Genomic DNA, 12,210 nt, shown 5'->3' with positions numbered 1-12,210 from the left:
CGTGGGCATCCCCGAACTCGACCCCGACCTCGTGGCCCGGTGGCACGCCGACGGGGGCGAGCTGGTCGACCTGCTCACCCTCGTACGCGAACGGCTCGGCGGCATCGGCGCGTTCCGCCCCGCGCCCGGTGCCCCGCCCACCGTGCTCGTCACCGACCCCGACGCCGTCCGGCACGTCCTGGCCCAGCACCCCGACCGGTACGTCAAGCGCTCGCACCGCGCCCGCGTCCTCGTCGGCGACGGCGTCCTCTCCGCCACAGGCGAGGCCTGGCAGCGCCAACGCCGCCTCCTCCAGTCCCAGTTCACCGGCCCCGGGATGCGCCGCTACGAGGAGCGGATCGCCGCCGCCGCCCGCGTGACGGCCGCGCGCTGGGAGGCGTACGCCCGCACCGGGGAGGTCTTCGACCTCGGCGACGAGATGCGGCGCTTCGCCCTCGACACCATCTGGCGCGCCCTCACCGGCCACCCGCTCGACCCGGACACCGAGGGGGAACTCGCCGCCGTCGCCGCCGTGGTGGCCGTCCTGCCGAGCCTGCCCGCCGACACGTTCGCCGCCCAGACGGCCGTCGCCTCCGACATCGCCCGGATCGACGCCGTCGCCGAACGGGCCGTCCACGCCGCCCGCGACGCCGGTGCCGGACCCGACGGCCCCGGGCTGCTGCGCGTCCTCGTCGAGGCCGCCGAGACCCGGCCCGAGTACACCGACCGGCTCATCCGCGACGAGATCGTCACCCTCCTCGTGGCCGGGCACGAGACCACCGCCACCACCCTGACCTGGCTGTACCTCCTCCTCGACCGCCACCCCGAGGCCCGGGAACAGGCCCTCGCCGCCGGCCCCGAGGGCTCGCCCGAACGGCAGCGGGCCGTACAGGCGCTCGTCCACGAGACGCTCCGGCTCTACCCCTCCGCCTGGATCCTGCCCCGGCACGCCCCCGAGGCCGACACCCTCGCCGGCCACGCCCTGCCCGCCGGAACCGACCTCCTCGTCTGCCCCTACCTCACCCACCGCGACCCCGAACTCTGGCCCGAACCAGAGGACTTCGACCCCACCCGCTTCACCACCCCCGGCCGCCGCCCCGGACACCCCGGCGCCTACCTGCCGTTCGGCATCGGCCCCCGCGCCTGCCTGGGCCTCCAGTTCGCCCTCCGGGAGTCCGTCACCCTCCTCGAACACCTGTTGCCGGGCCACGTCCCCCGTTTCCGCTCCCACCCCGCCCGCACCGCGTACGGCCTCACCGTCCGCCCCGACGGCCCCACCCCCGCCGCCCTTTCCGGCGCCCGGGAGGAACCTCACGCTCCGATGCGCTAACCTCCCGGCTTGTCCCAGGCGCGGGAACGGCCCGGAAGAGGCGGGCGGGGCGGGAGAAGACAGGTGACGCAGTTCGAGGACCAGGTGCCCTTCGTGGCGCGGCTGGAATCCGACGACAGGCAGACGCTGTTACGCAGCGGAAGCCCCCTCGTCTTCCCCGCCCGCCAGATCCTCCTACGCGAGCACGAACCCTCCACGCACGTCCTCGTCATCCTCTCCGGCTGGGCCAAGGTGACCTCCGCCGCGCCCAACGGCTACGAGGCGCTCCTCGCCCTCCGCGGCCCCGGCGACATCGTCGGCGAACAGGCCCTCCTCAGCGGCCGGCCCCGGGGCGCCACCGTCACCGCCCTCGAACAGGTCGACGCCCTCGCCTTCGACGCCGACCGCTTCGGCACCCTGCTCGACGAACGCCCCGGCATCGCCCGCAAGTTGCTCGCGCTCACCGCCGACCGCACCCGCGACAGCGACCGCCGCCGCGTCCAGTACGCCTCGCTCAACGTGCAGGAACGCCTCGCGCTGCTGCTCCTCGAACTCATCCGCACCCACGGCGAGGAGTCCGCCGACGGCGTCCAGCTCACCGCCGGACTCACCCAGAGCGAACTCGCGGGCTCCGTCGGCGCCTCCCGCGAGGCCGTCGCACGCCTCCTCAAGCAGCTGCGCGAACGCGGCATCGTACGCACCGGCCGGCGCGGCCTCGTCGTCGTACGACCTGACGTACTCCGCCGGATAGCGCGCGCCGGAACCACCTGAGCGCGCCCCCGGGGCGCCCCCGCGTCACCCCCCCCACGTGCCCCGGACGCCTCCGCGCGCCCCCCGCGACGCACCCCCGGCGTTCTGTGCACACGGTCACAGACGCGGTGTGCCCGCTGCCGTCGCCCCGATCCCCCCGCGACTGACATCGTCGCGAATGTCCCCACGGCCCCACCGAAGGCCCCGTCACCAGTGGAAGGCGTCCATGCGCGAGCCCGTCAACAGGACCATCCTGCTCCTCGACATCGAGAAGTTCAGCCGCCGCGACGACGTGGTGCAGGCCGTGCTCCGCCGCCGCCTGAACAACCTCGTCGACCAGACGCTGGAGGCGGCCGGCGTCGAGCCCACCCAGCAGTACCGCGAGGACCGGGGCGACGGCCTGATCGTGCTCCTCAGCGGGGACGTCGCCAAGACCGCCCTGCTGCGCGCCCTCCTCACCACCGCCCCCGACCTGCTCCACGAGCACAACCTGCTCGCCTCGGACAGCGCGCAGATGCGGCTGCGGATGGTCCTCGCCGCGGGCGAGGTCGCCCACGACCCCCACGCCAGGACCACCGGCGGCATCGTGGGCCACGACCTCAACCAGGCGTGCCGGCTGCTCGACGCCGACGTCCTGCGCGCGGCGCTCGCCGCCCGCCCCCACGAGCACGCCGTCCTCGCCGTCAGCGCGCCCGTCTACGAGGGCATCGTCCGGCACGGACACCGGGGCGTCCGGCCGGAGCTGTTCCGGTCCGCCGGCGTGCCGGTGAAGGACGGCGTACTCGCCGCCTGGATCCACCAGGGCGCCGGGGAGTCGGCTGACCCCGAGCCCGGGCACGCCCCGGAAGCCGGGGCCGCGCCCGGTCCCGTACCGCAGGCGTCGCCGGCCGAACCCGGCGCGCCCGCACGGGAGTCGGAGCCGGAGCGCGCGCCTGAGCCGAAGCCGGAGCCGGAGCCCGCGCGGTCCGCGCCCGTCTTCCACTTCCACGGCGCCCCCGTCGTCCACGGCTCCTTCGTCGCCGGTGACCAGCACGGCGTCAGCGGCGGCACCGTCCACGGCGACGTCGTCCTCGGCGGCACCGAAGGGAGCCAGGCGTGAGCGTCCCCCAGGAACAGCCCCCCGCCCCCGGCGAGCCGGGCGCCCCGCCGCCCGAGGGCGCACCCGCCGCCGACGCGGCCACGGAGACGCAGTACGACGGCACCGACACCGACACCGAGACCGAGTACGCCTGGCACTCCCGCCGCGACCTCTACCGGCACAGCCCCGGGTTCATGCTCGGCCACTCCGCCCGCATCGGCGGCTCCGTCGTCGCCGGCGACCAGCACGGGGTGAGCGGCGGCCACGTCACCGGCGACGTCGTCCTCGGCAGCAAGGTCGAGTACCACCTCGGCGGGGACACCGAGGAGCGCTCCGGCGAGATCCCCGCCTCCGAAGTCGAGGACCTCGCCCGGCACTTCGTGCGGCCGCGCGCCGAGGACGGGGACGGTGCCGCCGGCCAGGAGGGGCAGGAGGGCCAGGAGGAGGACGGGCCGTTCGGGCGCGCCCTCGACGTGCTGAGGACGCGCCGCGTCGTGATCCTCTCCGGACCCGCCACCACCGGACGCCGCACCGCCGCCCTGATGCTGCTGCGCGAGGCCGGCGCCCGCTCCTACCGCGCCCTCGACCCGGGGCTCGGCGCGGGCCGGCTCGCCGGAGAACTCCGCGACGGCTGCGGCCACGTCGTCGCCGACTTCGCCGCCACCCCCGAACGCCCCCTGCTCGAACACCACCTCCGCGCCCTCGGCGAACGGCTCCAGGCGACCGGCGGCCACCTCGTCCTCGTCACCGGACCGCACCCCGCCGTCCCCGCCGGCATCGGCCACGTGGCGTGGCGGCCGCCCGAGCCCGAGGCCCTGCTCGCCGGACACCTGCGCACCCGGGACCTGGCGGGCCGGGACGTCGCCGAACTCCTCGGACTCGCCGAGGTGAAGGCGGTCCTCGCCCACCACCGGCCGGTCGCCGAGACCGCCCGCTTCGCCGACCACGTCGCCGGTCACGCCCGCGGGACGGTCACGCTCGCCGCGCTCGGATCCTTCGGGCACGTCGCGGCCGAACGGCAGGTCCGCGCCTGGTTCGACAGCGGTGAACACACCCTCCACGACAAGGCGTTCCTCATCGCCCTGGCCACCTTCGACGAGGCCCCCTACCCGCTCACCGCCGAACTCGGCGACAGCCTGTACGGACTCCTCCAGCGCATCGAGAACCCCGGCGAACCGGCCCGCATCCCCGTCTTCGGTACCTCCAGCGCCCAGCGCGTCGAACAGGCCCTCGCCGAGAGGTACCAGGAGCCGGAGCAGACCGAGTGGGGACCGGTCCTCCAGACCAAGGTCCAGTTCCGCGACAAGCTCACCGCGCTCACCCTGCTCCGCGAGGTCTGGACCGGCCACCCCTCCTCCCGCCCCGCCCTCGTCACCTGGCTGCGACGGCTCGCCGACGACCCCCGGCCCGTCGTCCGCACCCGGGCCGCCGCCACCGCCGCCGTCATGCTCCAGGCCGACCTGCCGTCCGCCATGGCGCTCCTCGTACGCGGCTGGGCGGGCGACCGCAGGCTGCGGGCCCGGCTCGCCGCCGCCAACGCGCTCGCCCTCGCCCACCACCTCGGCGCCCCGCACGTCTCCCGCGTCCTCGCCGAGTGGTGCACCGCCCCCGACCACCGGCTGCGCTGGACCGCCGTCCGCGCCTACGCCCTCGTCGGCGACGCCTTCCCCCACGAGGCCCTGCTCGCCCTCACCGAGGCCGTACGGGGCATGGAGGCGCGCGGCGGGCCGGTCCGCGGCTGGGCGGAGGAGCGCGACGAACTCGCCCAGTCCGCCGCCGCCCTCCTCCTCGCGGGCGGACAGGAGGCGGCCGGCCGGGGCGACTGGAGCGCCGCCGCCGACCTGTGGGTCGACCTGCCGGGCCTCGCCCGCGGCGCCACCCGCGACTTCGTGCTGCGTGCCCTCGTGCACGCCTGCGGCCCCACCGACGGCCCCGACGGCTTCGGCCGCCCGCTGCTGCTCGACCTGTTCGGCCGGGCCGACCCCACCCCCGGAACGGACGGGGCGGCCCTGCGCCAGGCCCTCGCCGCGCTCTGGCGCAGCGTCCTCAACGACCCCGTCTGCTCGGCGTCCGGACTCCACGTGCTGCGCGTCTGGGTCCGGTCCGCGGACTCCGACCCGGACGCCGAGGCCGCGCTCGCCGGGCTGCTGCCGCTCCTCGCCGTCTCCGTCGAGGACCACCGCCGGCTCGCCTACCTCCTGGAGAACCTGCGGGCCGAACCGGTCGACCCCGCCCTCGGCCCCGTGCCGGTGGCGGTCGCCCTCCGGCTGCGCGACGCCCTCTCCGGAGCGAGGCCCTCCGCCACCGCCGGCCCTTCCGATCCCTCCGGCCCCTCGTACGAACCGTTCCAAGGAGCAGCGTCACGATGATGAACCAGCCGCCCCAGTGGCAGCAGGACGCCCACCGTCACACCGTCCTCGCCGACCCCGTGATCACGATCCAGGAGCTGTCCCGCTTCAAGCCGCTGCGGGCCACCCGGATCGACCACGCGCTCGTCTTCACCACCGCGCAGGGAGCGCTCGACGCCTTCCTGCCGCCGAGCCGCCCCAGCCGCACCGAGCTCGCCACCCGCCGCTGGACGAGCGTGTACGAGGTCGACACCGGGCGCCACGAGTCGACCGCCGTGCTCGCCCTCGCCAGCCAGAACGACGCCTTCCTCTTCGAGGTCTCGCTCGACTGCACCTGGCAGGTGACCGACCCGGCCGCGTTCGTCGCCAGCGGAGAGCGCAACGTGCCCGCCCTCGTACAGCGTTCCGTCGAGCAGATCCTCCGGCCCGTGCTCCGCGGCTACCCGATGGAGGACAGCGCCGCCGCCGAACTCCACGCCCGCAAGGCCCTCGAAGGAGCCGGACCGATCGGCGCGCCGGCCGGGCTCGCCGTCCACTGCGGCCTCCAGATCCGGCGCGACGAGGCCACCCTCGAACAGGCCCGGCGGCTGCGGGAGATCGCGTTCGCCGAGGAGCAGCTCGAACCCCGGCACGGCCTCCTCATGCGCGAGGACGAACTCGCCGCGCAGCGCGCCCTCGCGCAGGGCCGGCAGCAGCACCAGGTCGAGCTCGAACGCCAGGCCCTCGACCACGAACGCCGGGTCGCCCGAGGGAACCAGGACCTCGAACTCCAGGCGATCGAGGCGCAGAAGATCGACTTCTACGCGTACTACCTGGAGCGCGGCGGCCCCGCCGCCATGGCCTTCCAGCTCGCCCGCCACCCCGAGGACACCCGCCTCATCATGGAGAACCTCCGGGCCGACCAGCTCCGCCTGATGGACAACCAGCTCAACGTCGCCCTCCAGGCGCTCGGCGGCGGGCCCGGCGGCCTGGAGGAGCACCAGATGGACGAACCGCGGCGGCTCGCGGCGAACGTCATGAAGGAGGTCCTCAGCGCGAAGCTGTACCAGGGCGGCGACCGCCGGCTGCCCCCCGGCACGGCCGATCCGACGCCCCCGGAAGCAGCCCCGGTCCCGCCCCAGGCACCCCCGCCACCGGCAGAGGCCGACGAGGCGGGCGAGGCGGGCGAGGTCTTCGGCTACCCGACGCCCCCCGGGCCGCCGCGATGAGCACCACCCCGCAGCCGCAGCCGACGCCCGCCTCGGTACCGGGGCGGCGCACGGCCGAACGCCTCCTCGCCGAACTGCGCCTGGAGGCCGCCCGCGCCGACACCAAGGGCTCCGTCCTCGTGGCCGCGCAGGGCATGGCCGCGGCCGCGCTCGTGGGCGTGCTCGCCGTACGCGGCTGGCACCCCACGCAGCTCGCGCTCCTGGGCCAGGTGATGTGGTGGACGGGCGCCACCTGCTTCCTCGTCTCCCTGATCGCCCTGCTCATGGCCGTCGTCCCCCGCTACCGCGCGGTCGACTGGACCCCCGGCGCGCCGCTCACCCACTTCGCCGACATCAGGGGCGCCGCACGCCACGGCCGGGCGGCCCTGGAGGAAGCGCTGCGGGAGACCGACCGCTCACCGGACTCCGCCGTCCTCACCTCCCTCATCGAGAACAGCCGGATCGTCTCGATCAAGTACGGCTGGCTGCGCGCCGGCATGGCCGGCTTCACCGTGGCCCTGGTCCTCCTCCCGGGCGCCCTCCTGACCGGCTGACCACCCCGCCCACCACCCCAGGAGCCCCACCATGCCCGACCCCACACCCCCACAGCCCACCCCCGACCCACCTCAGCCCCCACCCCCATCGCAGACGGCTCCCGCCCACCCGGGGGTGCCTCCGCAGTACCCCGGGGAAGCGCCCCCGTCGTACCCCGGGGAGACGGTTCCGGCCTCGCGGAGCCGGATGGCCCCACCCCACCCGGAGGAGCTGTCCCCGGAGTCACCGGGGGATGTGCCTTCGTCGTTACCGGCCGAGGCCCCGGCCTACCCGGGGCGGATGGCCCCGTCGTACCCGGGAAAGGTGCCTCCGGGTGACTCGGGGGAGGCGCCTCCGGCTGACCCGCGGAGGCTGTTCCTGGAGTCCCTGGGAGAGACGGCTCCGGCCCACCAGGGGCGGACGTCCTCGTCGTACCCGGGGGAGGCGGCTCCGACGGACCTGCGGGAGGCACCTCCGGAGTACCCGGGAGACACGGCTCCGGCCCACCGGGGGCAGATGCCCCCGCAGTACCCGGGGGCGATGGTCCCGCCGTACCCGAAGGAGGTGGCCCCGGCTGACCCGGGGGCGGTGTCCCCCGAGTACCCGGGGGAGGTGGCTTCGGCCCACCAGGGGCAGATGCCCTCGTCGTTGTACCTGGGGGAGGTGCCCCCGCCGTACCCGGGGGAGGCGGCTCCGGCCTACCCGGGTGAGGTGTCCTCGTCGTACCCGGAGGATGTGCACCCGCCGTACCCAGGGGACCCGGCCCCGGCCTACCCGGGGCGGATCGCCCCGGCGTACCCGGGGGAGGCGCCCCCGTCCTTCCCGGGGGAGGTGCCTCCGCCGCAGTACCCCGTGGCGGGCCCGCCTGCGTATCCGGGCGACGCGCCTCCGGAGTCGGGTGTGCCGACGGATCCGGAGGAGGCGCCCCCGGCGTACCCGGAAGGGGCGCCCTCGCCGGACCCGGGCGGGGCACTCCCGCCGTCCCCGGATGACGCTCCTCTGGCGTACCCCGGTCAGCCGGTGGCCCCGCGGCTCACCGGTGAGGCAGCGGCCCCGTCGTACCCGGGCACCCCTTCCCTGGGGCCCGCCGCGCCGTGGTCCGGCTCGGTCGTAGGGGAGGCTCCGGTGGCGGGGGCGGGCGGGTCTCCGCTTCCGCCGGTTCCCCCTCTTCCGACTGTACCGCCCGCTCTTCCGGCCCCGTACGGAGGCGGGTTCGGCGGGGACCGGGACGATCTCGAACTGGACACCGGGCGACGGGTGGTGAAGGCACGTCAGCGAGGCCTCGACGGGGCCGCGTTGTCGCATCTGCTGCTGACCGTGCCGATCGGGCTCATCAGTCTGGGGGTCGTCACCTTCGCGTCGGCGATCGTCCACATCGCGCTCGGTGTCGTCGTGCCTATCGCCTGGCTGCTCTCCGGCCCGCTCGTCTTCAACCGGCGGGTGGAAACGGCCATCGCGCAGCGGATGTTCGGGATGCGGCGGCCGTCGCCGGAGGAGGCGCGGCGGCTCGACGCGGTGTGGGAGCAGGTCACCCGGCGCGCGGGGGTCGACCGGGAGAACTACGAGCTCTGGGTCCAGGAGCGGGCCGAGCTGAACGCGACCGCGGCCGCGGGCCACATCGTCGCCGTCACCCGGCACGCTCTGGACAGGCTGTCCAACACCCGGCTCGCCGCGGTGCTCGCGCACGAGCTCGGGCACCACGTGGGCGGGCACACCTGGGCCGCGATGCTGGCCGACTGGTACGCGATGCCGGCCCGCGTGGCCGGGCGGCTGATCCTGGCGCTGATCGTGTTCCTGTTCGGGGTCAGGAACAAGGCGGGCTTCGCCTGCGGAGGCTGCCTCACCCTGATGATCGGCTGGTTCCTCTTCAACCTGACCGTCGTCCAGGGCATGTGGTGGCTGGTCGTACCGGTCACGGTCGCGCCGCTGCTCATCGCGTGGCTGCACCGCCACGCCGAGTTCAAGGCGGACGCCTACGCCGTGGGCCTCGGCTTCGGCGAGGCGCTGGAGGACGTCCTCCTGCGGGAGGGGCGGGGCGAGGGGGCGGCCGCATGGCCCCCCGGGACGCCCGCACCACCGATGCCCGCACCACCGATGCCCGCACCACCGATGCCCGCACCACCGACGGCCGCCCCGCCGGACCGCACCCCGTCCGCTCCCCGGTCCGCTCACGCCAACGTCGAGGCCCGGTTGCGCAACGTGCGGCTCGTCATGAGCGGGCAGCTGCGCCGGTGAGAGCCCGGTCCGGCGGCCGTGCGCGGGGGGCATGGCCGCCGGACCGACCCTTCCCGAAGGGGTGGTCGGGTCAGCGGAGGACGGACGAGAAGGAGTCCAGCTGGATCCAGGTCACCGGGTTGGACGTCTGGGGGCCGTACACCTTGAGGGCGCGTGCCGTGTTCGCCTCCACGCGGATCGCGTTGATGCCCTGGCTGTTGTTGCGCGGCACGACGCCCCGGGTCAGCTTGGGCGGGACGATCGTGGCCGGCAGCGTGCCGAGCGTGGCGTCGGCGGTGAGGTTGCAGGTGAGGGTGCCGCGCAGCTGGAGGAACTCGGTGCCGGCGAGGCGGATGACCCGGGCCTGCAGCGGGGCGGCGGCGTCGGGGGTGATCCCGGCCGCGGGGGTGATGGTGGTCCAGTCGACGACGGTCTGGCAGCCGTCGACCACCTCCGCAGCGGCCGGCGTGGCCGTCGCGAGCGGGACGGCGACCGCCGCGACGGGCGCGGCGAGCGCGGCGGCGAGCAGGGAGCGGCGGCTGGTCGACGCCGAGGGCGACGTGGTCATGAAGTGGTCCTCTGGGTAAGGGGAGTCGTAACGGTGACGAGGGGGCGGCGCGTCAGCGCCAGGCGACGGAGACGCCGTCCAGGTCGATCCAGGTGATCGCGTTGTCGGCGTAGGCGCCGTACGCCCACAGCTCGCCCTTGACGTTCACCTCGACACGGCACACGCAGCGCCCGGTGTTGTTGTTCCGCGGCACGTTCTGCCGGGTCTGCCGGGTCGGGCGGAGCCGGTGCGGCAGGGTCGCGATCCTGCCGTCCGCGGTGAGGTCGCAGGTGAGGGTGCCGCGCAGCTGGAGGTAGGTGGTGCCGGCGAGGGCGACGAGCCGGCCGCGCGGGCGCTCGGCCCCCGCGGTGACGCCGGTGGCGAGCGTCAGGTCCTCCCAGTCGGACAGGACCTTCACGCCGTCGACGGCGGGCTTGGTCGGGTACCAGCAGACCGTGACGTCGCGCGAGCCCGTCGTGCCGGGCACGGTGTTGCTGAAGCCGAACAGCAGCCGCGTCTCCTGCGTCGCCGGGTCGACCTCGACCGCCACGCCCTCCGGCTCGCGCCGCTCCAGGCCGTCCGCGCCGGTGACGACCTGCCGGTCGAGGCGCTGCCCGGTCGTCCAGTCGTACGAGGTCATGAAGGCGATCCCGGGGAAGGCGCTCGGCACCGTGTCCGGGTAGGTCTCCGCGTCGTACGGCGCCCAGTGGTACGCGTACAGCACGTCCCCCAGCGTCTGGTAGCCCTGCGAGGTGAGGGTCTTCTCCAGCGGGTACGGCGACGGCACGGCCGGCGTGACGTCCTCGCCGGCCGGCATGACGAAGGTCGTACCGACGGGCGTCCAGTCACCGGCGGCCGCGAGGTTCGCGTCGTACCGGGTGAAATGCCGCTTTCCGTCCTTGTGGTACATGACGGTCAGCAGGCCGGTGGTCGGGTCGAGCGAGGGGCCCGTGCCCGCCGTGGAGCCCGGCGGCGTGAACTTCTGCGCCTGCGGGATCGCCGCCGCGTCGAGCACCCCGCCCACCACGAACTTGAACCGCGTCACGCTCTTCCCGAACGCGACGCCGCTGCTGGTGACGTGCACCGGACCGCACTCGGTCCAGAGGTAGCTGTCCGCGCCCACCGGCTGGCAGCCCATGGAGAGCCCGTGGCCGAAGCCCTTCAGCTGCATGGAGCCGGTGACCGCGCCCGTCGCCCGGTTGATCCGGTTCAGGTACATGTTGCCGGAGTCGCCCGGCGCGGTGGCCGACGACTCCAGCTGGAGCACGAAGACGTGTCCGTTGACGGTGTCGGTGGCTATCGCCTGCGGAGCGGGGCCCTGCACCAGGTCCACCGTCTGGATGAGCCTGCCGGTGACGCCCGACAGGTCGACGCCGTTGGCGTCCGTGAATCCCATGTTCTCTCTCCCCCGCGGGTCCCCTCCGGACCCACGTCCCGCAGATCATCACACGAGGGGTCCCGGCCCCGGACGGCGAGGCCCGGGCCGCCCCGCTCCGGCCCCCGCGCCCCCTCTGTTACGTTGACGGGCGCCCCGCCCGACGAGAGGAAGCGACCCCACCATGGCCCTCATCCACCGCACCACCATGCGGCCGACCAAGCTGGAGCTCCTCGCCGACTGGCTGCCGACCCGCGCCTGGTACGCGGCCGGTCCGCACGCCCCGGCGCCGGCGAAGGCCGGCGGGTTCCGGCTCGACGACCCCGAGGGCGAGGTCGGCGTCGAGTTCATGGTCGTCACCGACGGCGAGGGCCCGGACGCGGTCGCCTACCTGGTGCCGCTGACGTACCGGGGCAAGCCCCTCGACGGCGCCGAGCACGCCCTCATCGGCACCTCCGAGCACGGCGTCCTCGGCACCCGCTGGATCTACGACGGCGCCCACGACCCGGTCCTCGTCGGCGAGTTGTACGCCCTCCTCGCCGGCCGGGCCGTACCCCAGCAGCAGTCCGTCAGCGACGCCGTCGACCCGACCGTCGCCGCCGCCCTCGACGCCGCCGCCGTCACCACCGGGGACGCCGAGCCGCTGGAAGCCGTCGACGGCGCCGGCCACACCGACATCCGCGTCCGCGTGGGCGGCGACGGGGCCGAGCCCCTCACCCTGCGCCTCCGGCGCGTCCTGCGCCCGGCCGGCGGGGACGGGGAGCACGGAGAGGACGCCGCCCTCGGCGGCGTCACCGCCGAGTGGACCCCCGCCGGCGCCGAGGGCGGCGAAGACACCCCCGTACGCGGCGCGTTCGTGACCGTCCACCGCCCCTGAGGCGCGGGAGGC

General features: G+C 75.2%; 10 protein-coding genes. 8 read left to right on the top strand and 2 right to left on the bottom strand.

Annotation, left to right across the window (positions count from 1 at the left end):
- Nucleotide 1: 1 nt before the first annotated feature.
- The 7 genes from ABZ621_RS22985 (at nucleotide 2) to ABZ621_RS22955 (ending at nucleotide 9,420) form a co-directional block, all read left to right on the top strand.
- On the top strand, nucleotides 2-1,309 hold the full coding sequence (locus tag ABZ621_RS22985; protein ID WP_360607375.1) for a cytochrome P450: 1,308 nt from the start codon (nucleotides 2-4) through the stop codon (nucleotides 1,307-1,309).
- A 63-nt stretch (nucleotides 1,310-1,372) separates the two neighbouring features.
- A complete protein-coding gene (locus ABZ621_RS22980; RefSeq protein ID WP_360607373.1) occupies nucleotides 1,373-2,059 on the top strand; it encodes a Crp/Fnr family transcriptional regulator in 687 nt (228 codons plus the stop codon).
- A gap of 205 nt (nucleotides 2,060-2,264) precedes the next feature.
- A complete protein-coding gene (locus ABZ621_RS22975) occupies nucleotides 2,265-3,137 on the top strand; it encodes a hypothetical protein (RefSeq protein ID WP_360607371.1) in 873 nt (290 codons plus the stop codon).
- Complete coding sequence (locus ABZ621_RS22970) at nucleotides 3,134-5,485, top strand: hypothetical protein (protein WP_360607369.1); 2,352 nt, start codon at nucleotides 3,134-3,136, stop codon at nucleotides 5,483-5,485. Before ABZ621_RS22975 ends, ABZ621_RS22970 begins: the two co-directional genes overlap by 4 nt.
- Complete coding sequence (locus ABZ621_RS22965; RefSeq protein WP_360607367.1) at nucleotides 5,482-6,672, top strand: PE-PGRS family protein; 1,191 nt, start codon at nucleotides 5,482-5,484, stop codon at nucleotides 6,670-6,672. The genes ABZ621_RS22970 and ABZ621_RS22965 overlap by 4 nt, the downstream gene beginning before the upstream one ends.
- A complete protein-coding gene (locus ABZ621_RS22960) occupies nucleotides 6,669-7,205 on the top strand; it encodes a Pycsar system effector family protein (protein ID WP_360607365.1) in 537 nt (178 codons plus the stop codon). Before ABZ621_RS22965 ends, ABZ621_RS22960 begins: the two co-directional genes overlap by 4 nt.
- 1,276 nt (nucleotides 7,206-8,481) lie before the next feature.
- Nucleotides 8,482-9,420, top strand: a complete 939-nt coding sequence (locus ABZ621_RS22955; protein ID WP_360607363.1) for a M48 family metalloprotease — start codon at nucleotides 8,482-8,484, stop codon at nucleotides 9,418-9,420.
- 70 nt (nucleotides 9,421-9,490) lie between these two features.
- On the opposite strand, the gene ABZ621_RS22950 is transcribed toward ABZ621_RS22955, so the two are convergent.
- Together ABZ621_RS22950 and ABZ621_RS22945 are read right to left on the bottom strand one after the other, a co-directional pair.
- On the bottom strand, nucleotides 9,491-9,967 hold the full coding sequence (locus ABZ621_RS22950) for a hypothetical protein (protein ID WP_360607361.1): 477 nt from the start codon (nucleotides 9,965-9,967) through the stop codon (nucleotides 9,491-9,493).
- Between the two features lie 52 nt (nucleotides 9,968-10,019).
- Complete coding sequence (locus ABZ621_RS22945) at nucleotides 10,020-11,342, bottom strand: hypothetical protein (protein ID WP_360607359.1); 1,323 nt, start codon at nucleotides 11,340-11,342, stop codon at nucleotides 10,020-10,022.
- A gap of 163 nt (nucleotides 11,343-11,505) precedes the next feature.
- Here ABZ621_RS22945 and ABZ621_RS22940 point away from each other — a divergent pair, with 163 nt between their 5' ends.
- A complete protein-coding gene (locus tag ABZ621_RS22940; RefSeq protein ID WP_360607357.1) occupies nucleotides 11,506-12,198 on the top strand; it encodes a 1,4-alpha-glucan branching protein in 693 nt (230 codons plus the stop codon).
- Nucleotides 12,199-12,210: the final 12 nt, after the last annotated feature.

Origin of the sequence: Streptomyces sp. NPDC007863, from assembly GCF_040633895.1 — a bacterium.
In the GTDB taxonomy this organism is placed as follows: Bacteria; Actinomycetota; Actinomycetes; order Streptomycetales; family Streptomycetaceae; genus Streptomyces.
The sequence above is the reverse complement of the archived record's forward strand: the minus strand, read 5'-3'. Positions and strand labels throughout refer to the sequence as shown.

Bases quoted from the DNA above. Each gene is read 5' to 3' on its own strand.
- ABZ621_RS22975 (WP_360607371.1), top strand. From the start codon at position 2,265: ATGCGCGAGCCCGTCAACAGGACCATCCTGCTCCTCGACATCGAGAAG.
- ABZ621_RS22965 (WP_360607367.1), top strand. From the start codon at position 5,482: ATGATGAACCAGCCGCCCCAGTGGCAGCAGGACGCCCACCGTCACACC.
- ABZ621_RS22960 (WP_360607365.1), top strand. From the start codon at position 6,669: ATGAGCACCACCCCGCAGCCGCAGCCGACGCCCGCCTCGGTACCGGGG.
- ABZ621_RS22950 (WP_360607361.1), bottom strand. From the start codon at position 9,967: ATGACCACGTCGCCCTCGGCGTCGACCAGCCGCCGCTCCCTGCTCGCC.
- ABZ621_RS22945 (WP_360607359.1), bottom strand. From the start codon at position 11,342: ATGGGATTCACGGACGCCAACGGCGTCGACCTGTCGGGCGTCACCGGC.
- ABZ621_RS22940 (WP_360607357.1), top strand. From the start codon at position 11,506: ATGGCCCTCATCCACCGCACCACCATGCGGCCGACCAAGCTGGAGCTC.